Source organism: Pseudomonas subflava, from assembly GCF_023823685.1.
GTDB classification, from domain to species: Bacteria; Pseudomonadota; Gammaproteobacteria; order Pseudomonadales; family Pseudomonadaceae; genus Aquipseudomonas; species Aquipseudomonas subflava.
In genome coordinates this window covers 99,461-124,273 of the sequence record NZ_JAMXBF010000001.1, presented here as the reverse complement: position 1 = coordinate 124,273, position 24,813 = coordinate 99,461, and the positions used below count along the sequence as shown (strand labels likewise).

The following is a 24,813-nucleotide window of genomic DNA, read 5'->3' as shown; positions in this document are numbered from 1 at the left end:
CAGGTCAGATCTCGACCTGAGTCCCCAGCTCGATCACCCGGTTCAGCGGCAGCCTGAAGAAGCGCAGGTTGCTGTTGGCGTTGCGCAGCAGAAAGGCGAACAGCGCCTCGCGCCAGCGCGCCATGCCGAAGCGCTTGCTCGCCACCACCGTCTCGCGGCTGAGGAACCAGGTGGTGCTCATCGGGCTGAAGTCGAGTGCATCCAGATGGCACAGGCGCAGGGCCGCCGGCACGTCCGTTTCTTCCATGAAGCCGAAGTGCAGGATCACCCGGAAAAAGCCGTCGCCATAGGCCTCCACCTCGAAGCGCCGCTCCGGCGCCAGGCGCGGCTCGTCCTCGCTGACCACCGTCAACAGCACGATCTGCTCGTGCAGCACCTGGTTGTGCAGCAGGTTGTGCAGCAGCGCGTGGGGCACGGCGTCCGAGCGCGCGGTGAGGAACACCGCGGTGCCGCGCACCCGGTGCGGCGGCTGGCTGCGGATGCTGGAGATGAAGATCGGCAGCGGCAGCGCGTTGTCGTCCAGGCGTTCCACCAGCAGGTGGCGGCCGCGCTTCCAGGTGGTCATCAGCACGAACACCGCCAGCCCGGCGATCACCGGGAAGGCGCCGCCTTCGACGATCTTCGGCACGTTGGCGGCGAAGAACAGCGCGTCCACCAGGAAGAACGCCAGCAGCGCGGGGATGGCGATCCAGCGCGGCGCCTTCCACAACAGCAGCACCACGGCCGCCGACAGCAATGTAGTGATCAGCATGGTGCCGGTCACCGCCACGCCATAGGCGGCGGCCAGGGCGTCGGACGAGCCAAAGCCCAGTACCAGCAGCACCACCGCGGTCATCAGTGACCAGTTCACCGCCGGGATGTAGATCTGCCCCTGCTCGGCATCCGAGGTGTGCTGGATCTGCATGCGCGGGATGTAGCCGAGCTGGATGGCCTGGCGAGTCAGCGAGAACGCGCCGGAGATCACCGCCTGGGAGGCGATGATGGTGGCGCAGGTGGCCAGGCCCACCAGCGGCAGCAACGCCCAGCCCGGCGCCAATAGATAGAAGGGATTGCGCGCCGCCGCCGGGTTCTCCAGCAGCATCGCGCCCTGGCCGAAGTAGTTAAGCACCAGGCCCGGCAGCACCAGCAGGAACCAGGCGCGGGCGATCGGCTTGCGGCCGAAGTGGCCCATGTCTGCGTACAGCGCCTCGGCGCCGGTCAGCGCCAGCACCACCGCGCCGAGAATGGCCACGCCAATGCCCGGGTGGGCGATGAAGAAATGGATGCACCAGTACGGATTGAGCGCCTGCAGCACCTGCGGCTGGTGCAGGATGCCGTACACGCCCAGCGCGCCCAGCGCGGCGAACCAGAGCAGCATCACCGGGCCAAACAGAATGCCGATGCGCGCCGTGCCGTGCTTCTGGATCAGGAACAGGCCCACCAGCAGGATCAGCGCCAAGGGCACCACCCAGTGCTCCAGGCCGTCGAAGGCGATCTCCAGGCCCTCCACCGCCGAGAGCACGGAGATGGCCGGGGTGATCATGCTGTCGCCGTAGAACAGCCCGGCGCCGAACAGCCCGAGCAGCACCAGTACCAGTTTCAGCCGCGGATGCGCGGAGGCGGCGCGGCTGGCCAGCGCGGTGAGCGCCATCACCCCGCCCTCGCCCTGGTTGTCCGCGCGCAGCACGAACAGCACGTACTTGAGCGACACCACCCAGATCAGCGACCAGAAGATCAGCGACAGCACACCGAGCACGCCTTCGTGGTTGACCTGCACGCCGTAGCCGCCGTTGAACACCTCCTTGAGGGTGTACAGCGGGCTGGTGCCGATGTCGCCGTAGACCACGCCCACCGCGCCGACCAGCAGGCCGATGGCGGACGAGGCATGGGAGGATTTGGCGTGATCGGCGACGACTTCGCTCATGAAGGACTCCATCCGGACGAGTGGTGCGCATCCTGCCACCGTCGCGCGGCCCGAGCCAGGGCCATCGCAGAACCGCACAGGCCGCTCGGCACAGCTTAGATGAGTTGCCCGCCCAGGCTGTTCAAGTCCGCGACCTGCCGCTAGAATTGCGCACTTTTTGATCAGAGGCGCCCTCCCGAGCGCCCGTTTGAGGTTAGCCACCGATGTCCACCGCCACACCGAAAGTCGGATTCGTCAGCCTGGGTTGCCCGAAGGCCACCGTCGATTCCGAACGCATCCTCACCCAGCTGCGCCTGGAGGGTTACGAGATCGTGCCCACCTACGAGGACGCCGACGTGGTGGTGGTCAACACATGCGGCTTCATCGACAGCGCCAAGGCCGAGTCGCTGGACACCATCGGCGAGGCCATCGCCGAGAACGGCAAGGTGATCGTCACCGGCTGCATGGGCGTGTCCGAAAACGCCATCCGCGACGTGCATCCGAGCGTGCTGGCCGTCACCGGCCCGCAGCAGTACGAGCAGGTGGTCAATGCCGTGCACGAGGTGATCCCGCCCAGGGTCGACCACAACCCCTACGTCGACCTGGTGCCACCGCAGGGCATCAAGCTCACCCCGCGCCACTACGCCTACCTGAAGATTTCCGAGGGCTGCAATCACAGCTGCGCCTTCTGCATCATTCCGTCCATGCGCGGCAGGCTGGTCAGCCGCCCGGTGGGAGACGTGCTGTCCGAGGCCCAGCGCCTGGTCAAGGCCGGGGTCAAGGAGATCCTGGTGATCAGCCAGGACACCAGCGCCTACGGCGTAGACCTCAAGTACAAGACCGACTTCTGGGAAGGCCAGCCGGTCAAGACGCGCATGAAGGAGCTGTGCGAGGCGCTCTCCAGCATGGGCGTGTGGGTGCGCCTGCACTACGTCTACCCGTACCCGAACGTGGACGACGTGATCCCGCTGATGGCCGCCGGCAAGCTGCTGCCGTACCTGGACATCCCCTTCCAGCACGCCAGCCCGAAAGTGCTCAAGGCCATGAAGCGCCCGGCCTTCGAGGACAAGACCCTGGCGCGCATCAAGTCCTGGCGCGAGATCTGCCCGGAACTGACCATTCGCTCCACCTTCATCGTCGGCTTCCCCGGCGAGACCGAAGAAGACTTCCAGTACCTGCTGGACTGGCTGACCGAAGCCCAGCTCGACCGCGTCGGCTGTTTCCAGTACAGCCCGGTGGACGGCGCCCCGGCGAACGACCTGGGCCTGGAGCCGGTACCGGACGACGTGAAGCAGGACCGTTGGGAGCGCTTCATGGCGCATCAGCAGGCGATCTCCACCTCGCGCCTGCAGCGCAAGATCGGTACCGAGATCGAAGTGCTGGTCGATGAAGTCGACCACGAAGGCGCCGTCGCCCGCTCCTGGGCCGATGCCCCGGAAATTGACGGCAGCGTGTTCATCGACTCCACCACCGTGCAGCCGGGCGACAAGGTGCGCGTGCGCATCACCGACGCCGACGAGTACGACCTCTGGGCCGAGCTGGTCTAAGCGCTAAGGTATAAAAAGAAGCCCCGCGCAATGCGGGGCCTCTTGTTCAAGGGCTATCCCAGCCGCAGCTCTAGTGGGAACGGCTGGGCGGCATTCCGCTTCAGCCGCGATGCACCAGCTCGCTCCGTAGGAGGGGCCTTGGCCGCGACAGCAGTGCCCAGGGCCGGCCCATCCTATAGGAGTGGCTTCAGCCACGATAACGCCTCCACGCCCCCCACCCCAGCTCACACCCGATCCAACGGACTCAACACCCCCATGCCGCCACGATTGAGCACATGGGTGTAGATCTGCGTCGTCTTCACGTCCGAATGCCCCAGGAGCTCCTGCACGGTGCGGATATCCTGACCGCTCTCGAGCAGATGCGTGGCAAAGGAGTGGCGCAGCGTGTGCGGCGTGGCCGGCTTGTGCAGCCCTACCCGCCGCACCGCGTTGCGGATGGCTCGCTGTATGGTCTTCTCATGCAAATGATGGCGAAAGATTCCGCCTGAACGCGGGTCTGCAGAACGGTTGACCGAAGGAAACACGAACTGCCAGGCCCATTCGGCAGCTGCATTCGGATACTTGCGAGCCAATGCGTGTGGCAAGTTTGCCCGCCCGAACCCCTCCTGCAAATCCTGGGCGTGTAGCGCCCGCACCCGCTCCAGATGCAACTGCAAGGGCGCCACTAATTTGCGCGGCAACATGGTCACCCGATCCTTCTGTCCTTTACCGTCGCGAATCAGAATCTCGCAACGAGCAAACTCGACATCCTTGACCCGCAGACGCAGCACCTCCATCAACCGCATACCCGAGCCATACAACAGACTGGCCACCAGCCAAAGCGTCCCATCCAACTGCGCCAACACGCTCGCCACTTCCTCCCGCGTCAGCACCACCGGTAAACGCTGCGGCCTGCGCGCCCTAATCACCCCGTCCATCCAGGGCAATTCGACCTGCAGCACCTGCTTGTAAAGAAAGAGAATCGCCGACAGCGCCTGGTTCTGCGTGGATGCCGAGACATCCCGGCGCACCGCCAGATCACTCAGAAACGCCTCCACCTCGGCCGCGCCCATCTCCTGAGGATGGCGATATTTATGAAAGCGGATAAACCGCTTCACCCACTCCAGATAGACAGTTTCAGTGCGAATCGAATAGTGTCGCAGGCGAATTTGCTCGCGCACCTGATCGAGCAGTTTGGGCTTGTCATCCATGTCGCTATTGCTCCTTGACTGATATCGCATCTCCTGATGCGTTTTGTAGGCTAGACAAGGACTTGCCGGACGACAAGGAACGTTATGCGACACATGTGGCGTAAAAAATTACGCCACATGCGTCGTCTACTTATAGTTAGGTGTTTATGAAGATTAACTGTTACGCATTTGCAGCCTTAGCAATTCTTACCGGTTGCACAGCGGGAGAGGACGACGGCGTCAAAAACGCCAAAGGTGAAACGCCGGTGAAATATGTTATTTGCTCGCCTGGTGAGAAATCCTGCTTTGTTGCCGCCCGATTTAAAGATCTTGATTCGTGTCAGTCGCAAAAAGAATGGTCAGAGATGCTGTGTGATAAAAATTCCACGCCGGGAAAAATGGTTTGCACTAAAGACAACGGCTCCCAAGTTGCTTCAGCCTATTGCACGCTCTAAGCATGAGGCCAACACCTAACAATGCGCTCAAAGCGCTCACTCCGTTCGCTGGGACCGGCGAAGCCGGCCCCTTAGCTTAATCGTTAGGCAGATTAATGCTCGACATCATTGCAGGTTCCTACCCGCCAGAGCACGCGGAAGCGGGATATCCCGTGTTATGGATAAACGGGGAATATTTTGAGACCTGGATAAAAGGTTGGGTAAAGCACGAACTATGTGAGCCCCTAGCTTTTGTTCACGGCCACTTAACATCTAGGGCTGATATCGATTTAGCTTGGGAGCGCCTCTATAACTGGGAGCGTCTTGGTGAATCGGTAATTGTTCCGCTACTAGTATGCCCAGACGACATGGATTTCCACTGCACCGTACTCGTTGCCGAGCAGATATCAACTCAATCAGAAATAAAATGGGCTCGCTTTGGATTCACCAAAGATACTGAGTTGAGCCATGATGTTGACTGGATTCCAAATATATCAGTAGCCAGTTTTTGTCCGAGCGCCTTCAGGGAGGAGGTTTCAAAGCTATGGGTAGCACTAAATTATGAGCAACTCTAGCATTGGAGTGGAAGGCCTAACAACTGGTTCAAGCCACTCGCTTCGCTCGCTCGGGACCGCGTACCGCGGCCCCTTAACCAAACGTTAGAGCCTACTACCCATGCATGAGAACCCAGAGAGAACAACACCGATTGGTCTTGCTCGCTATGCTCATGAGTTTTATGGCGCAGCAAAAGCAGTTGAAGTGCAATCTGCAACTGAAAACCCCAGAAAACTAATCCCGTCGATCCCAAGCCTTTATTTGATAGGGCACTCTATTGAGCTAGGCCTTAAATCATACCTTCTTAATAAAGGTGTACAGCTTCGCGAGCTTCGCTCAAAAAAATACGGCCACGACCTGCATGCATGCCATAGAAAAGCCAAAGAGCTAGGCTTGCTGTCGCACGTAAAGTTCAAGCCAGAAGAGGAAGGAGCAATGGAGTTGCTAAACCAGCTCTACTCCACGAAGCAGCTTGAATATATTGTTACTGGAGCCAAAGCCCTACCCATTTTTGAGCAGGTAGAGTCCTTTGCCAGAACTCTTATAAATGGTGTATCTATTCAGGTTGGCTACAAAGCACTATGCGGCGAGTAACGGCTCTAACAATGCGCTCAACTGCCGCTCACTTCGCTCGCTGGACAGCCAAAAGCTGCGCTTTTGTCTGCCCATTAGCTTAATCGTTAGAAGGCACCAAATGGACTTCGTGCGCACCGCCCTATCATTCACAGCTCTGGCATCTATGGCAGGCTTCTTGGTCTGCTGGTGTGCTGCCTTTGTAGTTGAGCGCGAGAACAATCCATCACGCAAACTACTAGGCTCAGTAAGCCCGTGGTGGTTTCTGTCAGCCAAGCTTCTGCCAAAAAGCCAGCGCTATATTCAGCGCACAGGCGTAATATTTTTCATCGGCTTCGTCGCCAGTATCGCACTTGGCCAATACCTGCAGCGTGGAGGTGCCATCTAACAATGCGCTCAACTGTCGCTTACTTCGTTCGCTGGACGTCCAAAAGCTACGCTTTTGGCCGCTCGTTAGCTTAATCGTTAGGCCCTTTAAGTTATGCATATCAGCAATACGGAAGCAGAAGAAAAAGCGCTAGCACTAGCGAATTCGTTTCTGTCATCCCAAAGCACTCAGGGATGGGAATGGAAATGCGTAGGGGCCAAGCCTGATTTAACAGCAGAAAATAGCAAAGATCGAAAAATCTATATCAAATGGTCAGTGCTAGTTGAGTGGTCGAAGAGCGGCAGCATCCTCGATGGTCCAAGCATCGTGCTTGTAGACATAGAAAAAGAAGAATGCGCGATTTATGAGTAAACAAAACAAGTGCTGACCTAACAATACGCTCAACACCGTTCGCTTCGCTCACTGGACTCGCAAAAGCTGCGCTTTTGCTCGCCTTTTAGCTTAACCGTTAGGCGCTTATGATCTCGATCCGACAGCACGGAGATAACGAAGAGCTTTTCGATATGGTCGTATTCAAATGCGATATAGAAAAATTCTTCGCAATCGAAGAGTGGGAAATTCAAATAGATTGGTGCCTTGGGGAAATGGCCCAAGAAATTGAAAAAATCTCAACCGAGCCTGCTCGCATAAAAAACCTAGAATTCTGGCAGCTTTATGCAGGAATCCATCAAACAGTTGATGGATGCTTTTCTGGGCTAATAAATGGAATTGAGTGCTGTAGGCTGCAAGCCGTAGACTCGTCATTCTGGAATATCAGCGGGAGCATGGAGTTTGAAAAACACATGGAACGTATGTACGGCACTTATGTGAGGCCCAGCGCCTAACAATGCGCTCAACTGCCGCTTATAAAGAGTCACATATCCAGCACGAGCCCCAGCCATGACCGACCTGCTGATCAACCTCGACGTACCCGACCTGCAAGCAGGCCTGGCCTTCTATGAGCGGGCCATTGGGCTGCGTCTGCGGCGTTACCTGTTCGATGGCGGTGTGGCGGAGTTGGAGGGCGCGGCCGTGCCGGTCTACCTGCTGCATCAGGAGGCGGGTAGCCGACCGGTTGCCGAGAGCGAGCAGGGCCGGGATTACGGCCCGCATTGGACGCCGTTGCACCTGGACGTGGTCGTCGATGATCTGGATGTCGCGCTGGCCCGCGCGTTGGCGGCGGGCGCGACGCTGGAGCGCGGGCCCACGGACAGGCCGTACGGGCGCCTAGCGGTGCTGCGCGATCCCTTCGGTCATGGGCTGTGCTTGCTGCAGTGGCAAGGGCGCGGCTATGACGAGGTGGCCGACTGAGGCGGCCGCTCGCTACCATGGGCGGGTCTCTCGCCTCGCGTGCCGCCATGTCCTACTCCGTCGCTCCCATCGGCTATTTGCGCTCCTGCTTCAAGGAGAAGTTCGCCATTCCGCGCCAGCCGCAACTGGCCCCGGCCGCACGCGGTGTGCTGGAGCTGGCGGCGCCCTTCGACCGCGCCGAGGCCGTCGAGGGGTTGGAACAGGTCAGCCATGTGTGGCTGTTGTTCCTCTTTCATGAGGCGCTGGAGGACAAGCCGCGGCTCAAGGTGCGCCCGCCTCGGCTGGGCGGCAACGCGTCCATGGGCGTGTTCGCCACCCGGGCCACGCACCGGCCCAACGGCATTGGCCAGTCGGTAGTGAAGCTGGAAAATATCGAGCCGGGGCGGCTTTGGCTGTCGGGCATCGATCTGCTGGACGGCACCCCCGTGCTGGACATCAAACCCTACGTGCCCTACGCGGATCAGGTGCCCGATGCCTTCAATCGCATCGCCGATTCGCCGCCCGCGCGGATCGCCCTTGAGTGGGACGACGCGGCCCTGCACCAGGCCGGCGAGCACGCCCTGCGCCTGGGCGAGCCGCTGGTGGAGCTGATCGAGCAGTGCCTGGCCCAGGACCCGCGCCCGGCCTATCAGGTGCCCGAGCCGGAACGCCGCTACGGTGTGCTGCTGTGGGACGTGCAGGTGCGCTGGCATTACCCCGGGCCGGGGATCATTCGGGTGCTAGAGGTGGTGCCGGGGTAAACGGCGCGGTCCCGGATTGCATCCGGAACGACAGCACCTCGGTGGACGCCTCTGCCCTGCCCCTCTCATGAACGGGAGAGGGATTTGCCGAGGCCAGAAACGACAAACCCGCCGAGAGGCGGGTTTGCGGTGCGGCGACTGGCGCTTACTTCTCGACGAAGGCGCGCTCGATCAGGTAGTCGCCCGGCTCGCGCATACGCGCGGAGATCTTCAGGCCGAAGCTGTCGAGCACTTCGCTGGTTTCGTCGAGCATGCTCGGGCTGCCGCAGATCATCGCGCGGTCGTCCTGCGGATTGATCGGCGGCAGGCCGATGTCCTGGAACAGCTTGCCGCTGCGCATCAGGTCAGTCAGGCGGCCCTGGTTCTCGAAAGGCTCGCGGGTCACGGTCGGGTAGTAGATCAGCTTGTTCTTCAGCGCGTCGCCGAAGAACTCGTTCTGCGGCAGGTGCTCGGTGATGAACTCGCGGTAGGCGACTTCGTTCACGTAGCGCACGCCGTGGACCAGGATGACTTTCTCGAAGCGCTCGTAGGTTTCCGGGTCCTGGATCACGCTCATGAAGGGCGCGAGGCCAGTGCCGGTGCTGAGCAGGTACAGGTGCTTGCCGGGGTTGAGGTCATCGAGCACCAGGGTGCCGGTGGGCTTCTTGCTGATGATGATCTCGTCGCCTTCCTTGAGGTGCTGCAGCTGCGAGGTCAGCGGGCCGTCCGGTACCTTGATGCTGAAGAACTCCAGGTGCTCTTCCCAGTTCGGGCTGGCGATGGAGTAGGCGCGCATCAGCGGGCGGCCGTTGGGCTGTTGCAGGCCGATCATCACGAACTGGCCGTTCTCGAAGCGCAGGCCCGGGTCGCGGGTGCACTTGAAGCTGAACAGGGTGTCGTTCCAGTGGTGCACACTGAGTACGCGTTCCGAGTTCATGTTGCTCATGCGGGTGTCCTCAAAAGTCTCGGTATTCAGAATGCCGGAAAGTGCATCCGCTCTGGTTGAGCCAGATCAATGCGGGAAAAGGCGCACCGGCAACATTGCGCGCCATTCTAGTGACGACCACAATATCTGTTAAGCGAATTATCAAGATATCCAATATTGGTTATGTAGATATGCGATTCACACTCAGACAACTGCAAGTTTTCGTCGCCGTAGCCAAGCAGGAAAGCGTGTCCAGAGCCGCGGAATCGCTGGCGTTGTCGCAGTCGGCGGCCAGTACCTCACTCAGCGAACTGGAGCGGCAATCCGACTGCCAGCTGTTCGACCGGGCCGGCAAACGCCTGTCGCTCAACGCCCTCGGCCGCCAGCTGTTGCCCCAGGCGGTGGCGCTGCTGGACCAGGCCAAGGAAATCGAGCATCTGCTGAGCGGCAAGACCGGCTTCGGCTTGCTCGAAGTGGGCGCCACGCTCACCGTCGGCAACTACCTGGCCACCCTGCTGATCGGCAACTTCATGCAGCGCCACCCGGAATGCCGCCTCAAGCTGCATGTGCAGAACACCGCCAACGTGGTGCAGCAGGTGGCCCACTACGAGCTGGACCTGGGCCTGATCGAGGGCGACTGCCAGCACCCGGACATCGAGGTGCAGCCCTGGGTCGAGGACGAGCTGGTGGTGTTCTGCGCGCCGCGCCATCCGCTGGCCGAGCGCGGCAGCGCGACCCTGGAGGAGCTCGGCCGCGAGGCCTGGATCCTGCGTGAGCAGGGCTCGGGCACGCGCCTGACCTTCGACCAGGCCATGCGCCATCACCCTTCCCAGCTCAACATCCGCCTGGAGCTGGAACACACCGAGGCGATCAAGCGCGCCGTGGAGTCGGGCCTCGGCATCGGCTGCATCTCGCGCCTGGCCCTGCGCGACGCCTTCCGCCGCGGCAGCCTGGTTCCGGTGGAGACGCCGGAGCTGGACCTCACCCGCCAGTTCTATTTCATCTGGCACCGGCAGAAGTACCAAACCGCGGCAATGCGTGAGTTTCTCGAGCTGTGCCGGGAGATGACCGCGGGCATCCGTCGCAGCGACGAGATCGTGCTGCCGTCGATCGCCTGAGGGCGGTCAGCGAAGGTGGGGTTCAGTCAGGCCGAGGCGGCCAGGGGATGAAAGCTGAAGTAGCTGCGCAGGGCGTCGACCATCTCGACGTATTCGGTAGGCGGCGCCACCAGGGAGAACCCGGAGTCGTAGGTGCCGGGGGTGACGTCCTCGCGGCTCCAGTGGCAGGTCGCGGCGAAGTCCACGTTGTGGATGCGGCCGTCGCGGCCCGGCACCTTCAGGCGCATATCGAAGCGCGCGTTGACCAGCAGGGGGTATTGGCTGATCAGCATCAGCCCGTCCAGCGAGAGGTTGCCGATGTAGCCCATGGGCTTGTCGGTGATGCGGTTGAACACCTTCAGGTAGTAGGGCAGCTGGTGGCGTTCGATGCGGCGCTGGGTATGCATGGTGGCCAATCGCTATAGAAGAAGTTCGAGTATGCCTTGCCAGGGGCGGGTCGACCACCCTCAGCCACAACGCTCGGCGATGCGGGATGACAGACGGCTGCGGGCGGCCTCCACGTCGGCCTCGTCGATGTACTGGCGCTCGCCGGCGGCGTCCGTGGTGAAGTAGCGCCCGCCGCGCTGGATCTGCGCCAGGCTGTTGCGCAGCTCGCCGCATTCCTTGCTGCGCTCGGCGTGGACCTCGGCGGCGCGGGCATCGGCCGCCGCACGCTCGTCGCGACGGGCATCGAAATACTGTTGGGTGCGCTGCTCGCGCTGACGGGTAGCCTCGTCGCGCTCGACCACCTGGGGCTTCACCTGTACCTGTTCGGCACCATTGCCGCCGGGCTTTTCGCCGAAGTGGACGCGGCCCTGTGCGTCCGTCCAGCGATAGATCTCCGCGCCGGCCAGGCCTGGCACGAGCAGAGCGATGAAGATCAGATGACGCATGCGAATCCCTCCTGCGGCGAGCCTGGCGCTGCCCTTCCCGAGTGGGCAGCCCGGCGTCACAACGACGCCGGCGTGGCCTTGGCCGGTTCGGCCGCCCGATGATGCCCGAGCTGGCGCAATGTCTCCAGCCTGGCCCGGGCGCGGAACGCGTATTCGCTGCTGGGGTAGCGATTGACGATGAACTCGTAGGTCTGCGCCGCGTCGACGAACAGGTTCTGCCGTTCCAGGCACTGGCCGCGCAGCAGCGAAATCTCCGGCTGGATATAGCGGCGCGAGCGGCTGTTGCGCTCGGCCCGCGACAGATCGAGCAGGGCCTGGTCGCAATCGCCCTGGTCGTAGTGCCGGTAGGCCTCGTCCAGGTGGCGGTCCAGCGCCATGCGGGAGCAGCCGAACAGGCTGGTCAGGGTGAGCATCAGGATCAGGGTGCGCATGGTGAATTCCTCCGCTGTTGCAGTGTATCGGCGAATGGCCGGTTTTCTGCAGCGGCTCGTCGACGACAAGTAGTGCAGGCGAACAATGACTACAGTGATCGACCGTAGTAGCCTCGCGGCAAGCCATGAAAACCGGAGTTACCGCATGACCCTGCGCCGCACCAAGATCGTCGCTACCCTCGGCCCCGCCAGCAGCTCCCCGGAAGTGCTGGAGCAGCTGATCATCGCCGGCATCGACGTCGCCCGTCTGAACTTCTCCCACGGCACCGCCGACGATCACAAGGCCCGCGCCACGCTGGTGCGCGAACTGGCGGCCAAGCACGGGCGCCATGTGGCGCTGCTGGGCGACCTGCAGGGTCCGAAGATCCGCATCGCCAAGTTCGAGAACAAGCGCATCGAACTGAAGGAAGGCGACCTGTTCCGCCTCTCCGCCAGCCACTCGCGCACCGCGGGCACCCAGGAAGTGGTCGGCATCGACTACCCGGCGCTGATCCAGGACTGCGATGTCGGCGACGAACTGCTGCTGGACGACGGCCGCGTGGTCATGCGCGTCGAGCTCAAGGGCGCCGACGAGCTGCACTGCCGCGTCGAGATCGGCGGCCCGCTGTCCGACAACAAGGGCATCAACCGTCGCGGCGGCGGCCTCACCGCACCGGCCCTGACCGAGAAGGACAAGGTCGACATCAAGCTGGCTGCCGAGATGGAGCTGGACTACGTCGCAGTGTCGTTCCCGCGTGATGCCGCCGATATGGACTACGCCCGCAGCCTGCTCACCGAAGCCGGCGGCAACGCCTGGCTGGTGGCCAAGATCGAGCGCGCCGAGGCGGTGGCCGACGACGCCGCGCTGGACGGCCTGATCCGCGCCAGCGACGCGGTGATGGTGGCCCGTGGCGACCTCGCCGTGGAAATCGGCGACGCCGAGCTGGTCGGTATCCAGAAGAAGATCATCGCCCACGCCCGTCGCTACAACAAAGCGGTGATCACCGCGACCCAGATGATGGAGTCGATGATCCACAGCCCGATGCCGACTCGCGCGGAAGTGTCCGACGTGGCCAACGCCGCGCTGGACTACACCGACGCGGTGATGCTGTCGGCCGAGAGCGCCGCCGGCGAGTATCCGGTCGAAGCCGTCGAGGCCATGGCCCGCGTGTGCCTGGGCGCCGAGAAGCACCCGACCAGCCAGAAGTCCAGCCACCGCATCGGCCGCACCTTCGAGCGCTGCGACGAGAGCGTGGCCCTGGCCACCATGTACACCGCCAACCACTTCCCGGGCGTCAAGGCCATCATCAGCCTGACCGAGAGCGGCTACAGCCCGCTGATCATGTCGCGCATCCGCTCGTCGATCCCGATCTTCGCGTTCACCCCGCACCGCGAGGCGCAGGCCCGTGTAGCCATGTTCCGCGGCGTCTACACCGTGCCGTTCGACCCGACGTCCATGCCGGCCAACAAGGTCAGCCAGGCGGCGGTCGACGAGCTGCTCAAGCGCGGCTTCGTGGAGCCCGGCGACTGGGTGATCCTGACCAAGGGCGACAGCTACCACGGCACCGGCGGCACCAACACCATGAAGATCCTCCACGTGGGCGATCCGCTGGTCTGATCCCCGACGCATACGAAAAGGCCGCTCGATGAGCGGCCTTTTTCATGCCCGGCGGAAACTACAAACGCACGAAGTAGGGAAGCGCGCCGAGCGTGCCGCCGATCAGCACCAACGCCAGGTTGCTGTCCACCAGATAGGGGAACGCCATCAGCGCCAGGCCGCAGATGAAGGGCACCGGCTTGCTCGGCGGCGACCGTAGATCACATAGCCGAGCCCGATGCTGCCGATCAGCAGGCCCCAGAGCAGCTCGGCGCCCTCCATCAGGCGAACTTCGAGAAGTCCGGCTTGCGACGCTGCATGAACGCCGACAGCGCCTCGATGGCCTCCGGCGAGCGCAGGCGCTGGCCGAACAGCGCGCCCTCCTCCTCGATCACCCGGCGCAGCTCCTCGCGCCCCGGCGCGCGCATCAGGCGCTTGCTGTCGGCCACCGCCGAGGGCGCCAGGTCGAGGAAACGCAGGGCCATCTCGCGGGCCTTGGCCAGGGTGCTCGGACCGTCTTCGAGGGCAGCACCGGCAATGCCCCACTCGGCCGCCTGCTCGCCGGTGAAAGGCTCACCGAGCAGCAGCACCTCGGCAGCCCTGGCCTGACCGAGCAGGCGCGGCAGCAGCAGGCTGGAACCGAATTCCGGGCACAGGCCGAGATTGACGAAGGGGGTGCGCAACTTGGCGTCGCGGCTGACGTAGACCAGGTCGCAATGCAACAGCAGGGTGGTACCGATGCCCACGGCCGGGCCGGCCACGGCAGCCACCACCGGCTTCTCGAAGTCGAACAGCGCACGCATGAACTGGAACACCGGGCTGTCCATCCCGGTGGGCGGCGCCTGGAGGAAGTCGGCCACATCGTTGCCGCTGGTGAAGCACTCCGCCCCGCCGGTGATCAGCACGGCGCGCACCGAACGGTCGACATTGGCCGCATCCAGCACCTCGGCCATCTGGCTGTACATGGCGCGGGTCAGCGCGTTCAGCTTGTCCGGACGGTTCAGGCGCAGGGTCAGCAACCCGTCTTCGCGCTCGACCAGTATGTGTTCGCTCATGGCGGCTCCAGGGCATGCGCCCCGGCCGGTGTATCAGGCGTGGGGCAGGAAGACGTCGGCCAGCACCTGGTTGCGCGGCACGCCGATCAGGAACAGGCGGCGGGCGAAGGCTTCCACGCTGGCGGGTGAGCCGCAGAGTAAGGCGAGGGTTTGCCGCGAAACAAGCCGCAGTTCCGCCAAAACCGCAGCCTGCTCGGACGCCGCCGGCAGCTGCAACTGCACCTGCGGATCGGCCGCAGCCAGCGCGCGCAGGGGCTCGGCGAGGTAGTGCCCGGCCGCGTCATGGGCCACATGAATGACCCGTATCTCGCCCTGGTGATGCTGACGCAGCGCCTCGCGCAACACGCCCCAGAGCGGCGCCAGGCCGGTGCCCGCGGCCAGCAGCCACAATGGGCGCTGGCACCAGTCGGGATCGTAGTGCAGCGCGCCGCCACGCAGCTCGCCGAGGCGCAGCGGATCGCCCGGCTGCAGCAGACGGGCGGCATCGCTGAAGGCGCCGTTCTGCCGGCAGTCCAGATGGAATTCCAGCCAGGGTTCCTCGCCCGGCAGGCTGGCCAGCGAATAGGGCCGCGCCACGCCTGCGGCCGTCCACAGCACCAGGTGCTGGCCCGCGGCATAACGCAACGGCCGCTCCGGCAGCAGACGCAGGCGCAGCACTGTCGGGCTCAGCCAGTCCAGCGCCTGCACCCGCGCGGGCAGGCCGTCGCGGGCGGGGTCGAACAGTTCGATCTGCAGATCGTCCACCACCCGGCACTGGCAGGCCAGGCGCCAACCCTGTTCGCGCAGCGCCTCGCCGAGCGCACCGGGCTGTTGGTCTAGTGGCTCGCCGCCGAGGCAGCGCACCAGGCAGGCGTGACAACTGCCGGAGCGGCAGCTGTAAGGCACGCGCAGGCCGGCGTCATTCAGGGCATCGAGCAAGTTGCTGCCGGGTGCCACTGACCAGGACCGGCCGGCGGCGGTGATATCAGGCACCGGCGTTCTCCCAGGCCGCGTCGCAGCGGTTGCGTCCGCCGCGCTTGGCCCGGTAAAGCGCCTGGTCGGCGCGCTGCAGGGCCTCGTCGAGGTCGTCGCCCTCGCTGAGCAGCGTCATGCCGGCGGACAGGCTCAGGTTGCTCACCTGCATGCCCACCGGCTCGGCGCTGGCGAAGGCCTCGCGCAGACGCTCGCAGCAGCTGGTGAACTGGTCGGCATCGGTGTTGGGCAGCAGCAGCACGAACTCTTCACCGCCGTAGCGGGCCAGCACGTCACCGTCACGCAGGCAGGCACGCGCCACCGCGGCGAAGGTCTGCAGCACACGGTCGCCGGCGGCATGGCCGTGCATGTCGTTGATCCGCTTGAAGTGGTCCAAGTCGATCAGCGCCAGGCCGTGCTGACGGCCGTGCTCGAGGTTGTCCAGCTCGCGCATGGCCAGGCGCAGGAAGTGGCGGCGGTTGAACAGCCCGGTCAGCTCGTCCGTGGCCACCAGGTCTTCGAGCTGGCGCATCATGCCGCGCAGGGTGTCCTGGTGCGCCTGCAGCGCGTAGCGACGCTGGCGCATGCGCTGGCGCAGCGCCTGCACGTAGCTGGCAAACAGGCTCTGCCAGACCAGGCCAATGAACAGCGCGCAGCACTGCAGCAGGGCCTGGCCGGGATTGTCCAGGCGCAGCTGATAGCCTTCCCAGAGGTTGAGCCCGGCGAAGGCGAAGAAGGCGATGGCGGCACAGCGCACGAACACCCTCGGACGCAGCTGGAACACGCCGAACATGAGGATGATCAGGTAGAACATCAGCATGCTGCCGCGGGCGTTGTCGAACTGGGCCAGCAGCACGGTGTGCAGCGCGAGACCGACGAGGATCTGCGCCTCGGTCAGGCTGGGATCGGCGAAACGCAGATTGCGACCGCTGCGAAACAGCGCATAGAAGATCAGCTGGCTGGTGATGACCAGCCCGGTGCAGAGCAGCGCGAGGGAAACGGAGCCGCTATAGACGCCCGCCCACAGCGCCACCCACATGAGCAGCAATACCAGGGCGTAACTCGCCACCGCCATGCCGAAACGCTTCAGCAGCAGGCTTTGCAGGCTTCTCTTGGTGACGCCCGAACTGCTCGTGCTCATGGGCTCCATCCCGTAGTGGCACCTTGCCAAACTCTACCCTCGTGATCACAAAATTGATAGCGCGCCGGAGGGCTCCGACACGCTTATTTCGTGGCCTGGGGAGGCCCCGATCCGGCCGGCGAGCGAAGCGGCAACGGGCGCCCGCTCGACCATCGGCCAGCGCCTGCGTCTGTGCCGGCACCGGCCACCGCGCTATACTGCGGCGCCGTTTTTTCCGCAGTTGCGCCGGGTCGTGGTCCGGCGCTTCCTTATAGATGTTCCCTGATAGAGGAGCGCCCCATGACCGTGATCAAGCAGGACGACCTGATTCAGAGCGTCGCCGACGCCCTGCAGTTCATTTCCTATTACCACCCCGTCGACTTCATCCAGGCCATGCATGAGGCCTACCTGAAGGAAGAGTCGCCCGCCGCGCGCGACTCCATGGCGCAGATCCTGATCAACTCGCGCATGTGCGCCACCGGCCACCGCCCGATCTGCCAGGACACCGGCATCGTCACCGTGTTCGTCAAGGTCGGCATGGATGTGCGCTGGGACGGCGCCACCATGAGCGTCGACGACATGATCAATGAGGGCGTACGCCGCGCCTACAACCTGCCGGAAAACGTCCTGCGCGCCTCGATCCTGGCCGACCCGGCCGGCGCACGTAAGAACACCAAGGACAACACCCCGGCGGTGATCCACTACTCCATCGTCCCCGGCGACAAGGTGGAAGTGGACGTCGCGGCCAAGGGCGGCGGCTCCGAGAACAAGTCGAAGATGGCCATGCTCAACCCGTCCGACTCGATCGTCGACTGGGTGCTCAAGACCGTGCCGACCATGGGCGCCGGCTGGTGCCCGCCGGGCATGCTCGGCATCGGCATCGGCGGTACCGCCGAGAAGGCCGCGGTGATGGCCAAGGAAGTGCTGATGGAGCACATCGACATCCACGAACTGAAGGCCCGCGGTCCGCAGAACAAGATCGAGGAAATGCGCCTCGAGCTGTTCGACAAGGTCAACCAGCTGGGCATCGGCGCCCAGGGCCTGGGCGGCCTGACCACCGTGCTCGACGTGAAGATCATGGACTACCCGACCCACGCCGCCTCCCTGCCGGTGTGCATGATCCCCAACTGCGCCGCCACCCGTCACGCCCACTTCGTGCTGGACGGCTCCGGCCCAGCCGAACTGGAAGCGCCGGACCTGTCCGCCTACCCGGAAATCGTCTGGGAAGCCGGCCCGAGCGCGCGCCGCGTCAACCTCGACACCATTACCCCGGAAGAAGTGCAGAGCTGGAAGCCGGGCGAGACCGTCCTGCTCAACGGCAAGATGCTCACCGGCCGCGATGCCGCGCACAAGCGCATGGTCGACATGCTGAACAAGGGCGAAGAACTGCCGGTGGACCTGAAAGGCCGCTTCATCTACTACGTCGGCCCGGTCGATCCGGTCGGTGACGAAGTGGTCGGCCCGGCCGGTCCGACCACCGCAACCCGCATGGACAAGTTCACCCGCCAGATCCTCGAGAGCACCGGCCTGCTGGGCATGATCGGCAAGTCCGAGCGCGGCCCGATCGCCATTGACGCAATCAAGGACAACAAGGCCGTGTACCTGATGGCCGTCGGCGGCGCCGCCTACCTGGTCGCCCAGGCGATCAAGAAGTCCAAGGTGCTGGCCTTCGCCGAACTGGGCATGGAAGCGATCTACGAGTTCGAAGTGAAGGATATGCCGGTCACGGTAGCGGTCGACACCCAGGGCGAGTCCGTACACATCACCGGCCCGGCGATCTGGAACAAGAAGATCGCCGAAAGCCTGGCGGTGGAAGTGAAGTAAGCGCCCACGCGCTGCGATCGAGCCCGGCCTTAGTGCCGGGCTTTTTCTTGCCCGCGCGAAACGCGCCACGGGCGATCGCCGCATCGCGGCTTCTTCCGATACACCCGACGAACAGCGGTCGCAGCACTGGCTTATTGGCGAAAAATGGCAATAATCCTGACCTAATTCTATGGCCCGCCATCACCCCGGCGAGCCATACCGCGCACCGCCCTATCCGGGCCGCGCCTGTCGCTGTGGAGATACACGATGTCTACCGATCCGGTCACCATGCTGGTGGCACGCCGCGTTCCGCGCGAGTGCTTCCAAGATTTCCGCGCCTGGCTGCACGAAGGCCAGCAGCTCGCCGCCGACTTCCCCGGCTATCTCGGCTCCGGCGTCCTCGCCCCGCCGCCCATGGACGACGAGTTCCAGATCGTCTTCCGCTTCGCCGACTCCGCCACCCTCGCCGCCTGGGAGCACTCCGCCTCGCGCCGTGCCTGGCTGCAGCGCGGCAGCGGCCTGTTCGCCCAACCCCACGAGCGCCGGGTCAGCGGCCTCGACGCCTGGTTCGGCCACGCCCTCCACCGGCCGCCGCGCTGGAAGCAGAGCGTCGCCATCTGGCTGGCATTCTTCCCGGTGTCGCTGGCCTTCAACCTGCTGTTCGGCGGTTTCATGAGCGATTGGCCGCTGGTACTGCGCGTGCTGCTTAGCACCCTGGCGCTGACGCCGCTGATGACCTATTGGTTCATTCCCCTCTCCACGCGCCTGCTGGAGCCCTGGCTGCAGGGCCGTCGCGAGCGCCGCGCGGACGAGGCGCTGCAGCCGCGCTGAGGCGCTCCCCTAGGCCGCGCATGGTTGTCGCGCGGCGGGGCCTGGGGTTTACTTGCCCGCTCCAGAGATCGACGAGTGCGCGCATGACCGCTCCAGCCCCCATCCTGATTACCGGCGCCGGCCAGCGCCTCGGTCTGCACTGCGCGCTGCGCCTGCTCGACGAGGGCCAGCCGGTGATCTTCAGCTACCGCAGCGAACGCGAGGGCGTGACCCTGCTGCGCGAGCGCGGCGCCATCGGCCTGCAGGCGGATTTCTCCGGCGAAGCCGGCATCCTGGACTTCATCGAGCAGGTGAAAGGCCACACCGAGCGCCTGCGCGCGATCGTCCACAACGCCTCCGACTGGGAGACGGAAACCCCCGGCCACGAGGCCGAGGTGTTCCAACGCATGGTCAGCGTGCACATGCTGGCGCCCTACCTGATCAACCTGCACTGCGAGGCGCTGCTGCACCACGGCGGCCCGGCGGACATCGTCCACCTGGGCGACGACGTGACGGCCAAGGGCAGCGCCAAGCGCCCGGCCTACTGCGCCAGCAAGGCGGGGCTGGACAGCCTCACCCTGTCTTTCGCCGCGCGCTTCGCCCCGGCGATCAAGGTCAACGGCATCGCCCCGGCGTTGATCCAGTTCAACGAAGGCGACAGCGCCGAATACCGCACCAAGCGCCTGGCCGAAACGCCGCTGGGCTTCGAGCCGGGCGCCGAGGTGGTCTACCAGAGCCTGCGCTACCTGCTGGACAACCCCTACGTCACCGGCACCACCGTGACGGTCAACGGCGGTCGTCATCTGCGCTGAGCGCGGTTATGCTGGGCGCCCGGCGCACGCGCCGGTGACTTTCGCAACGATCGACGGAGCTTACCCATGCCGCGACTGGAACCTGGGATGGCGCGCATCCGGGTCAAGGACCTGCGCCTGCGCACCTACATCGGCATCAAGGAAGAGGAGATCAACAACAAGCAGGACGTGCTGATCAACCTCACCATCCTCTACCCGGCCGACGCGGCGGTGCAGGTCAACGACATCGAGCACGCCCTGAACTACCGCACCATCACCAAGGCGGTGATCCGTCACGTCGAGGAAAACCGCTTCGCCCTGCTCGAGCGCCTGACCCAGGAAATCCTCGATCTGGTGATGGCCCACCCGGCGGTGCGCTACGCCGAGGTCGAGGTGGACAAATTGCACGCGCTGCGCTTCGCCGAGTCGGTATCCATCACCCTCGCCGCCCACCGCTGAAAAGCGGCCCAAAGTCTGCTGCGCGTCGGCCATGCGTCGTTGGAAAAGGGCCTCGGGTGCTCATTTACGTCATGTAAACTCCGCGCCCTCGCCCCTTTCCCGCCTAGCCTGGCTCTAGCTCGCGAGACTTTGAATCCGCTTCCGATGACAAGGAGCCTGTATGACCGAACAACAACGCCTCGAGCTCGAAGCCGCCGCCTTCCGCCGCCTGGTCGGGCACCTGCGTGAACGCACCGACGTGCAGAACATCGAGCTGATGAACCTCGCCGGCTTCTGCCGCAACTGCCTGTCCAAGTGGTACAAGGCCGCCGCCGATGAGCAGGGCGTGGCCGTCGACATGGAGCAGGCCCGCGAAATCGTCTACGGCATGCCATACGCCGAGTGGAAAGCCCAATACCAGAAGGAGGCCACCGCCGAGCAGCTGGCGGCCTTCGACAAAGGAAACCCACAACGATGACCCTGCAAGACTTTCGCGCCCGCCTGCACGGCGAGCAGTTCCAGTTCGCCGAGACCCTGGCCTTCGTGGCCGAGCACTACGACTACCAGCCCAGCGCCTTCCGCAACGGCTCGGTGGACAACGCCTCCGGGCAGAACGAGGGCTCCTGCAAGACCCTCGGCCTGGCGCTGCTGGAAAACCTCAGCCTGGAAGAGACCCTGCGCGCCTTCGGCGAGCACTTCCGCGCCGTGCTGGCCAACCCGGCCGGCAACGACCACGCCAACATCCGCGCCCTGCAGGACACCGGCCTGGGCGGCGTGCATTTCGATCGCCCGCCGCTCAAGCGCAAGGCCTGACCTGCGCAAGTTGCTGCGCAGGTGTCGGCTTTGGCTGACAGACACTGCGCAGCGTTCGTCTTAAACTCCTTCTCCGTTGCGCGCTGGCAGGATGCCGGCCCACCTTGAGCAAAGGAGTGCAAGGATGCAGCACAACCTGGTCTGGAAGCCTTGGACCAACCCCGGAATAGAGCATCTCAGTCTGGCCATCGGCAACGACGGCGTCAGCGCCAGCGGCCAACTGATCCAGAGCATCCGCGGCAACAGCATCGCCGCCACCTACCTGCTCGCCTACGACGAACGCTGGCGCTTCCGCCGCCTCTGGCTGAAGGTCGACAACCACGGCCAACGCTCCCTGGAGCTGCGTCGCGACATCCGCGGCCACTGGCACCTCAACGGCCAACTGCGCGACGACCTCGGCGACTGCCAGCACGTCATGCTCTCCGCCTCTCCCTTCACCCACAGCCCGCTGCTGCGCCCCGGCCTGCTGGAAACCGGCGACAGCGAGCGCTTCCGCGTCGCCCATGTTGACCTACTCGGCCTGCGGGTGGAGGCACGCAGCCAGCGCTACCAGTGCCTGCAGCACCATGCCAGCCATGCCGTTTACCGCTGCGAAGCGGAAGGCCACGAGCCCTGCGAACTGACCCTGGACGAGGCCGGGCTGCTGGTACAGGGAATCGGCCAGTTCATCCGCACCAGCCGGCAGACCCTGCGCCACGCCCGCTGCGCCTGAGGCGCACGAGCATAAAAAAGCCCCGCCAAAGCGGGGCTTTTTCGACACGGCGGTCTTCAGCGGGCGTTGAGCTGCTGCTGCAGGTTCTGCATCTGGGCCTGCAAGCCGTTGATGTTGCGGGTGACCTGGGCGCGGAAGGCGTCGAACTCGGCGGTGTTGTTCTGCGGCGCCGGACGGTTCTCCAGCTCGCTGCGCAGTACCAGCAGATCCTGTTCCAGGCTGCGAATCGACTGACTCGGGTCCTCCTTCTTCTTCAGCGCCTCGATGGCCGAGGCCTGGCCCTTGAGTTGCTCCTGCAGCTTGCCGACACCGGCCAGCCCGGTCTTCTGCTCGGCGGCCAGCTGGTCCAGCCTGCCATCGAACTGGGCGACGGTGCCCTGCTGGCTCTTCAGGTCGGCGGCCAACTGGTCGATGCGCTTGCCCTGGCCGCTCTGCTGGCCATTGAGATTCTGCTGCTGCTTGGTCACTTCGGCCAGCTTGGTCTCGAGCTGCTTGACGCGCAGCTTGAGAGCCTCGCTGCCGCTGGTGACGTTGGACTCGGTGGCGACGACTTTGCCGGAGATGTCCTGGATGCGCCCGGCGGCTTCCTCGCTGATGCGGGCGAAGGTCTCCTGGGTCACCACCAGTTGCGCCTGCATCTGCGCGACCTGCTGGAAGCTCCACCAGCTCAGCCCCGCCAGGGCGATGACCAGGGCACCGATCAGGGCCCACAGCGGGCCGGTGCCGAAGCCGCGGCGGCGCTCGACCTGCGGATAGGTCGGCGCGCTGCGGTGCGGCTTGTGGGAGTGCTCGGCGTGACCGACCTGGAAGTCGTCGCGGTCGCGCGGGTCGGTGGTCAGGCTGGGGACGTGGTCCAGCTCGTCGTGGGCGTCGTTGCGCATAGGAACCTTCAAAATACGAAAGGCGGACAGGTGGCGGGCAGTATACCCGGTTAGCCGCTCCGCCTTCAGCGGGCGCCAGCGCGGTGCGAAGCGCACCAGCGGCGGGCAACCGGTCGCCCATGGGACACGTGAAGTACCTCACAGTTCGCGGCCTGGCGTCGCTGGTACGCGCCTTGCTATGGCTTGGTCGAGTGATTGTGGGTCAGCCACCGACACGAGGAAGCGGACATGGAACTGAACAAAGCCGTTCTGGATTGCATGCAGTCGCTGCGCCGACGCCTGCGCGAGGAAATGTCGCTGGACATCCGCCTGAGTCAGCCCGACGCGGTGGAGGCCATGTTGCTGGCCTGCCTGCGCTCGAATGACCAGGACACCCGCCACCTGGGCATTCGCCTGGCCGAGCTGAGCGACTCGGCCGGTACACCATCCACGCCGCAGCGCGGCCCGGAGTCGCCTGCTCCTGCGCCGGCAATCACCGAAGACGGAACCCGTGGACCTTCCGTACGGATGTACCGCGGCCAGCGCGTCTACGCCTGAGCCGCCCGACGCGCTCCTTCGTGGAGCGGGTTTTTCGCTCGCGCGATTCACCGTTGCGTGAATGACTGGACGAGTCCGACCCAGACGGCTAATAGTCAGCTACGCGTCTCGTCACGGAGAAACCGCATGACTGCTCGCCCCGCCTGGCTGACCTGCCTGGAAACGGACCCGCCCGCGCTGCTCGAGGCGGCCCTGTGGATCGCCGCCGAGCATGAGCCGACGCTGCAGCCGGCGCAGGTGATGCGCGAGTTCGCCAACCTGCGTCAGCAGGTGGCCGCCGGCCTGCCCAACCTGGCGGCGGCCGAACTCGCCCAGCCATTGCTGCGGCGCCTGGGCGAGCTGGATTTCCACGAGGACGACGACCTGCCCGTACGACCTCGCGCCGCGCTGCTGAACCACGTGCTGCAACGGCGCCGCGGCCAGCCACTGTCGCTGGCGCTGATCGCCCTCGAATTGTCCCAGCGCCTGGATATTCCACTGCAGGCGGTGAATTTCCCCGGCCACCTGCTGCTGCGCGTGCCCGGCTCCGACCACCTGCTCGACCCATGCAACGGGCGGCGGCTCTACACCCGGGACTGCCGCGACCTGCTGACCCGCGTCGCCGGCCCCGGCGCCGAACTCAGCGCGCGGCACTTCCAGGTTTGCGACGGCCATGCCCTACTGCTGCGCCTGTCGCGCAACCTCTGCCACCTGCATGGCGCCGACGGCGATCATATGGCGGCGCTCAAGGACGCCGAGCGCATCCTCCAGCTGGCCGCGCCGACCAGTGCCGACCACCTGCTGCGCGCGGCCATCTACCACGAGCTGGACTGCCCCCAGGCCGAACGTTTCGACCTGGAACGCGCCCTGCTGCTGTGCGACGACGAGCGCGAGCGGGTCCAGCTGGCCCAGCGCATCGACCAGCTCGGCCAACGCGGTCGCGCCCCGGCGCTGCACTAGCCCCCCCTAACGGCATTCGGCGCGGAACGACCTCGTAGGGCGGCCTCGCCGCGTAGCGGCAGCCCGCCAACGCGCTCATGCACACCCACGGTTCCCACCACCAGCACCGCGCAAACGCACGCAGATGACCTCGACTCGGTGCGAGTTCTGCCATGGTGCGCACGGCGCATCCTACGGGTCTCAGCGCCGAACGTCCTCGTAGGGCGGCCTCGCCGCGCAGCGGCAGTCCGCCAGCGCGCTCATGCACACCCACGATTCCCACCACTAGCACCGCGCATACGCACGCAGATGACCTCGGTCTGGTGCGAGTCCTGCCCTGGTGCGCACGGCGCACCCTACGAGCGCGAAGCGCGGAACCACCGTATGGCGGCCTCGCCGCGCAGCGGCAGCCCGCCAAGCGGCTCGAGTACGCAGCGATGCCCGCCTCGAACGCCGAACGCGCGCAGAGGTGCTGTCGAGTCGATTGGCGTGCAAACTAAGTAGG

The 24,813-nt window shown here is 64.6% G+C and carries 30 protein-coding genes; 19 read left to right on the top strand and 11 right to left on the bottom strand.

Features of this window, described 5'->3' with window-relative positions:
* Window positions 1-4 precede the first annotated feature (4 nt).
* The gene (locus tag NF616_RS00580; protein WP_252271000.1) at window positions 5-1,903 is read right to left on the bottom strand and encodes a potassium transporter Kup; all 1,899 of its coding nucleotides are present in this window, start codon (window positions 1,901-1,903) and stop codon (window positions 5-7) included.
* A gap of 203 nt (window positions 1,904-2,106) precedes the next feature.
* Between NF616_RS00580 and rimO the strand changes: the two genes are divergently transcribed.
* Window positions 2,107-3,429: a 30S ribosomal protein S12 methylthiotransferase RimO gene (rimO, locus tag NF616_RS00575; protein WP_252270996.1), complete on the top strand. Its 1,323-nt coding sequence runs from the start codon at window positions 2,107-2,109 to the stop codon at window positions 3,427-3,429.
* A 224-nt stretch (window positions 3,430-3,653) separates the two neighbouring features.
* Here the strand turns inward: rimO and NF616_RS00570 are convergent, their stop codons facing one another.
* Window positions 3,654-4,619 (bottom strand): integron integrase, encoded by a 966-nt coding sequence (locus NF616_RS00570; RefSeq protein ID WP_252270991.1) that lies wholly within the window; start codon window positions 4,617-4,619, stop codon window positions 3,654-3,656.
* 146 nt (window positions 4,620-4,765) lie between these two features.
* On the opposite strand from NF616_RS00570, the gene NF616_RS00565 reads away from it, so the two are divergent.
* From NF616_RS00565 to NF616_RS00555, 3 genes are all read left to right on the top strand, one after another.
* The gene (locus NF616_RS00565; RefSeq protein WP_252270987.1) at window positions 4,766-5,053 is read left to right on the top strand and encodes a hypothetical protein; all 288 of its coding nucleotides are present in this window, start codon (window positions 4,766-4,768) and stop codon (window positions 5,051-5,053) included.
* Window positions 5,054-5,148: 95 nt separating this feature from the next.
* On the top strand, window positions 5,149-5,607 hold the full coding sequence (locus NF616_RS00560; protein ID WP_252270986.1) for a hypothetical protein: 459 nt from the start codon (window positions 5,149-5,151) through the stop codon (window positions 5,605-5,607).
* Window positions 5,608-5,707: 100 nt separating this feature from the next.
* Window positions 5,708-6,181, top strand: a complete 474-nt coding sequence (locus tag NF616_RS00555) for a hypothetical protein (RefSeq protein WP_252270984.1) — start codon at window positions 5,708-5,710, stop codon at window positions 6,179-6,181.
* A 247-nt stretch (window positions 6,182-6,428) separates the two neighbouring features.
* Here NF616_RS00555 and NF616_RS21180 read toward each other — a convergent pair whose 3' ends face one another.
* The gene (locus NF616_RS21180; protein ID WP_286674862.1) at window positions 6,429-6,560 is read right to left on the bottom strand and encodes a hypothetical protein; all 132 of its coding nucleotides are present in this window, start codon (window positions 6,558-6,560) and stop codon (window positions 6,429-6,431) included.
* Between the two features lie 81 nt (window positions 6,561-6,641).
* Here NF616_RS21180 and NF616_RS00550 point away from each other — a divergent pair, with 81 nt between their 5' ends.
* The 4 genes from NF616_RS00550 (at window position 6,642) to tsaA (ending at window position 8,578) form a co-directional block, all read left to right on the top strand.
* On the top strand, window positions 6,642-6,899 hold the full coding sequence (locus NF616_RS00550; RefSeq protein ID WP_252270981.1) for a hypothetical protein: 258 nt from the start codon (window positions 6,642-6,644) through the stop codon (window positions 6,897-6,899).
* A 152-nt stretch (window positions 6,900-7,051) separates the two neighbouring features.
* Window positions 7,052-7,372, top strand: a complete 321-nt coding sequence (locus tag NF616_RS00545) for a hypothetical protein (protein WP_252270979.1) — start codon at window positions 7,052-7,054, stop codon at window positions 7,370-7,372.
* A gap of 55 nt (window positions 7,373-7,427) precedes the next feature.
* Window positions 7,428-7,838, top strand: a complete 411-nt coding sequence (locus NF616_RS00540) for a VOC family protein (RefSeq protein ID WP_252270977.1) — start codon at window positions 7,428-7,430, stop codon at window positions 7,836-7,838.
* A gap of 47 nt (window positions 7,839-7,885) precedes the next feature.
* On the top strand, window positions 7,886-8,578 hold the full coding sequence (gene tsaA, locus NF616_RS00535) for a tRNA (N6-threonylcarbamoyladenosine(37)-N6)-methyltransferase TrmO (RefSeq protein WP_252270973.1): 693 nt from the start codon (window positions 7,886-7,888) through the stop codon (window positions 8,576-8,578).
* Between the two features lie 145 nt (window positions 8,579-8,723).
* On the opposite strand, the gene fpr is transcribed toward tsaA, so the two are convergent.
* Window positions 8,724-9,503 carry a ferredoxin-NADP reductase gene (gene fpr / locus NF616_RS00530; RefSeq protein ID WP_252270966.1) on the bottom strand — a complete coding sequence of 260 codons (780 nt, stop codon included), beginning with the start codon at window positions 9,501-9,503 and terminating at the stop codon, window positions 8,724-8,726.
* Window positions 9,504-9,673: 170 nt separating this feature from the next.
* Here fpr and NF616_RS00525 point away from each other — a divergent pair, with 170 nt between their 5' ends.
* Window positions 9,674-10,600 (top strand): LysR family transcriptional regulator, encoded by a 927-nt coding sequence (locus NF616_RS00525; RefSeq protein WP_252270959.1) that lies wholly within the window; start codon window positions 9,674-9,676, stop codon window positions 10,598-10,600.
* A gap of 26 nt (window positions 10,601-10,626) precedes the next feature.
* Here NF616_RS00525 and NF616_RS00520 read toward each other — a convergent pair whose 3' ends face one another.
* From NF616_RS00520 to NF616_RS00510, 3 genes are read right to left on the bottom strand one after another with little or no spacing between them, the layout of a single operon-like run.
* Complete coding sequence (locus NF616_RS00520; RefSeq protein ID WP_252270956.1) at window positions 10,627-10,986, bottom strand: PilZ domain-containing protein; 360 nt, start codon at window positions 10,984-10,986, stop codon at window positions 10,627-10,629.
* Between the two features lie 60 nt (window positions 10,987-11,046).
* A complete protein-coding gene (locus NF616_RS00515) occupies window positions 11,047-11,472 on the bottom strand; it encodes a DUF4124 domain-containing protein (RefSeq protein WP_252270952.1) in 426 nt (141 codons plus the stop codon).
* Between the two features lie 56 nt (window positions 11,473-11,528).
* Window positions 11,529-11,903: a tetratricopeptide repeat protein gene (locus NF616_RS00510; RefSeq protein WP_252270950.1), complete on the bottom strand. Its 375-nt coding sequence runs from the start codon at window positions 11,901-11,903 to the stop codon at window positions 11,529-11,531.
* Between the two features lie 145 nt (window positions 11,904-12,048).
* Here NF616_RS00510 and pyk point away from each other — a divergent pair, with 145 nt between their 5' ends.
* Window positions 12,049-13,500: a pyruvate kinase gene (pyk, locus tag NF616_RS00505; protein WP_252270947.1), complete on the top strand. Its 1,452-nt coding sequence runs from the start codon at window positions 12,049-12,051 to the stop codon at window positions 13,498-13,500.
* 260 nt (window positions 13,501-13,760) lie between these two features.
* On the opposite strand, the gene NF616_RS00500 is transcribed toward pyk, so the two are convergent.
* Genes NF616_RS00500 through NF616_RS00490 form a run of 3 tightly spaced genes read right to left on the bottom strand, consistent with a single transcriptional unit; the run spans window position 13,761 to window position 16,626 of the window.
* Complete coding sequence (locus NF616_RS00500) at window positions 13,761-14,534, bottom strand: enoyl-CoA hydratase (RefSeq protein ID WP_252270943.1); 774 nt, start codon at window positions 14,532-14,534, stop codon at window positions 13,761-13,763.
* 33 nt (window positions 14,535-14,567) lie between these two features.
* Window positions 14,568-15,506, bottom strand: coding sequence for an iron-sulfur-binding ferredoxin reductase (locus NF616_RS00495; RefSeq protein WP_252270941.1), 939 nt, complete (start codon window positions 15,504-15,506; stop codon window positions 14,568-14,570).
* Window positions 15,499-16,626, bottom strand: a complete 1,128-nt coding sequence (locus tag NF616_RS00490) for a GGDEF domain-containing protein (RefSeq protein ID WP_252270940.1) — start codon at window positions 16,624-16,626, stop codon at window positions 15,499-15,501. Before NF616_RS00490 ends, NF616_RS00495 begins: the two co-directional genes overlap by 8 nt.
* Before the next feature lie 279 nt (window positions 16,627-16,905).
* On the opposite strand from NF616_RS00490, the gene NF616_RS00485 reads away from it, so the two are divergent.
* From NF616_RS00485 to NF616_RS00455, 7 genes are all read left to right on the top strand, one after another.
* On the top strand, window positions 16,906-18,429 hold the full coding sequence (locus NF616_RS00485) for a fumarate hydratase (RefSeq protein ID WP_252270938.1): 1,524 nt from the start codon (window positions 16,906-16,908) through the stop codon (window positions 18,427-18,429).
* Between the two features lie 246 nt (window positions 18,430-18,675).
* Entirely contained in the window at window positions 18,676-19,239 is a 564-nt protein-coding gene (locus NF616_RS00480; protein ID WP_252270934.1) for an antibiotic biosynthesis monooxygenase, read from the top strand.
* A gap of 83 nt (window positions 19,240-19,322) precedes the next feature.
* The gene (gene folM, locus NF616_RS00475) at window positions 19,323-20,030 is read left to right on the top strand and encodes a dihydromonapterin reductase (protein WP_252270932.1); all 708 of its coding nucleotides are present in this window, start codon (window positions 19,323-19,325) and stop codon (window positions 20,028-20,030) included.
* 66 nt (window positions 20,031-20,096) lie between these two features.
* A complete protein-coding gene (folX, locus tag NF616_RS00470; RefSeq protein WP_252270929.1) occupies window positions 20,097-20,468 on the top strand; it encodes a dihydroneopterin triphosphate 2'-epimerase in 372 nt (123 codons plus the stop codon).
* 160 nt (window positions 20,469-20,628) lie between these two features.
* Window positions 20,629-20,925 (top strand): DUF1244 domain-containing protein, encoded by a 297-nt coding sequence (locus NF616_RS00465; RefSeq protein ID WP_252270928.1) that lies wholly within the window; start codon window positions 20,629-20,631, stop codon window positions 20,923-20,925.
* Window positions 20,922-21,260 (top strand): HopJ type III effector protein, encoded by a 339-nt coding sequence (locus tag NF616_RS00460; RefSeq protein ID WP_252270926.1) that lies wholly within the window; start codon window positions 20,922-20,924, stop codon window positions 21,258-21,260. The genes NF616_RS00465 and NF616_RS00460 overlap by 4 nt, the downstream gene beginning before the upstream one ends.
* Before the next feature lie 124 nt (window positions 21,261-21,384).
* Window positions 21,385-21,972: a putative glycolipid-binding domain-containing protein gene (locus NF616_RS00455; RefSeq protein WP_252270923.1), complete on the top strand. Its 588-nt coding sequence runs from the start codon at window positions 21,385-21,387 to the stop codon at window positions 21,970-21,972.
* A gap of 56 nt (window positions 21,973-22,028) precedes the next feature.
* Here the strand turns inward: NF616_RS00455 and NF616_RS00450 are convergent, their stop codons facing one another.
* A complete protein-coding gene (locus tag NF616_RS00450) occupies window positions 22,029-22,853 on the bottom strand; it encodes an ATPase (protein ID WP_252270921.1) in 825 nt (274 codons plus the stop codon).
* Window positions 22,854-23,081: 228 nt separating this feature from the next.
* Here NF616_RS00450 and NF616_RS00445 point away from each other — a divergent pair, with 228 nt between their 5' ends.
* On the top strand, window positions 23,082-23,390 hold the full coding sequence (locus NF616_RS00445; RefSeq protein WP_252270919.1) for a hypothetical protein: 309 nt from the start codon (window positions 23,082-23,084) through the stop codon (window positions 23,388-23,390).
* A 126-nt stretch (window positions 23,391-23,516) separates the two neighbouring features.
* Complete coding sequence (locus NF616_RS00440) at window positions 23,517-24,329, top strand: SirB1 family protein (RefSeq protein ID WP_252270917.1); 813 nt, start codon at window positions 23,517-23,519, stop codon at window positions 24,327-24,329.
* The last annotated feature ends 484 nt before the right edge of the window (window positions 24,330-24,813 follow it).

Bases quoted from the DNA above. Each gene is read 5' to 3' on its own strand.
- NF616_RS00450 (WP_252270921.1), bottom strand. From the start codon at position 22,853: ATGCGCAACGACGCCCACGACGAGCTGGACCACGTCCCCAGCCTGACC.
- NF616_RS00445 (WP_252270919.1), top strand. From the start codon at position 23,082: ATGGAACTGAACAAAGCCGTTCTGGATTGCATGCAGTCGCTGCGCCGA.
- tsaA (WP_252270973.1), top strand. From the start codon at position 7,886: ATGTCCTACTCCGTCGCTCCCATCGGCTATTTGCGCTCCTGCTTCAAG.
- NF616_RS00455 (WP_252270923.1), top strand. From the start codon at position 21,385: ATGCAGCACAACCTGGTCTGGAAGCCTTGGACCAACCCCGGAATAGAG.
- folM (WP_252270932.1), top strand. From the start codon at position 19,323: ATGACCGCTCCAGCCCCCATCCTGATTACCGGCGCCGGCCAGCGCCTC.
- NF616_RS00465 (WP_252270928.1), top strand. From the start codon at position 20,629: ATGACCGAACAACAACGCCTCGAGCTCGAAGCCGCCGCCTTCCGCCGC.
- NF616_RS00440 (WP_252270917.1), top strand. From the start codon at position 23,517: ATGACTGCTCGCCCCGCCTGGCTGACCTGCCTGGAAACGGACCCGCCC.
- NF616_RS00520 (WP_252270956.1), bottom strand. From the start codon at position 10,986: ATGCATACCCAGCGCCGCATCGAACGCCACCAGCTGCCCTACTACCTG.
- NF616_RS00550 (WP_252270981.1), top strand. From the start codon at position 6,642: ATGCATATCAGCAATACGGAAGCAGAAGAAAAAGCGCTAGCACTAGCG.
- NF616_RS00570 (WP_252270991.1), bottom strand. From the start codon at position 4,619: ATGGATGACAAGCCCAAACTGCTCGATCAGGTGCGCGAGCAAATTCGC.
- NF616_RS00545 (WP_252270979.1), top strand. From the start codon at position 7,052: ATGGTCGTATTCAAATGCGATATAGAAAAATTCTTCGCAATCGAAGAG.
- NF616_RS00525 (WP_252270959.1), top strand. From the start codon at position 9,674: ATGCGATTCACACTCAGACAACTGCAAGTTTTCGTCGCCGTAGCCAAG.
- NF616_RS00515 (WP_252270952.1), bottom strand. From the start codon at position 11,472: ATGCGTCATCTGATCTTCATCGCTCTGCTCGTGCCAGGCCTGGCCGGC.
- NF616_RS00510 (WP_252270950.1), bottom strand. From the start codon at position 11,903: ATGCGCACCCTGATCCTGATGCTCACCCTGACCAGCCTGTTCGGCTGC.
- folX (WP_252270929.1), top strand. From the start codon at position 20,097: ATGCCGCGACTGGAACCTGGGATGGCGCGCATCCGGGTCAAGGACCTG.
- NF616_RS00580 (WP_252271000.1), bottom strand. From the start codon at position 1,903: ATGAGCGAAGTCGTCGCCGATCACGCCAAATCCTCCCATGCCTCGTCC.
- NF616_RS00560 (WP_252270986.1), top strand. From the start codon at position 5,149: ATGCTCGACATCATTGCAGGTTCCTACCCGCCAGAGCACGCGGAAGCG.
- NF616_RS00555 (WP_252270984.1), top strand. From the start codon at position 5,708: ATGCATGAGAACCCAGAGAGAACAACACCGATTGGTCTTGCTCGCTAT.
- NF616_RS00485 (WP_252270938.1), top strand. From the start codon at position 16,906: ATGACCGTGATCAAGCAGGACGACCTGATTCAGAGCGTCGCCGACGCC.
- NF616_RS00565 (WP_252270987.1), top strand. From the start codon at position 4,766: ATGAAGATTAACTGTTACGCATTTGCAGCCTTAGCAATTCTTACCGGT.
- fpr (WP_252270966.1), bottom strand. From the start codon at position 9,503: ATGAGCAACATGAACTCGGAACGCGTACTCAGTGTGCACCACTGGAAC.
- NF616_RS00500 (WP_252270943.1), bottom strand. From the start codon at position 14,534: ATGAGCGAACACATACTGGTCGAGCGCGAAGACGGGTTGCTGACCCTG.
- NF616_RS00480 (WP_252270934.1), top strand. From the start codon at position 18,676: ATGTCTACCGATCCGGTCACCATGCTGGTGGCACGCCGCGTTCCGCGC.
- NF616_RS00460 (WP_252270926.1), top strand. From the start codon at position 20,922: ATGACCCTGCAAGACTTTCGCGCCCGCCTGCACGGCGAGCAGTTCCAG.
- NF616_RS00540 (WP_252270977.1), top strand. From the start codon at position 7,428: ATGACCGACCTGCTGATCAACCTCGACGTACCCGACCTGCAAGCAGGC.
- rimO (WP_252270996.1), top strand. From the start codon at position 2,107: ATGTCCACCGCCACACCGAAAGTCGGATTCGTCAGCCTGGGTTGCCCG.
- pyk (WP_252270947.1), top strand. From the start codon at position 12,049: ATGACCCTGCGCCGCACCAAGATCGTCGCTACCCTCGGCCCCGCCAGC.
- NF616_RS00490 (WP_252270940.1), bottom strand. From the start codon at position 16,626: ATGAGCACGAGCAGTTCGGGCGTCACCAAGAGAAGCCTGCAAAGCCTG.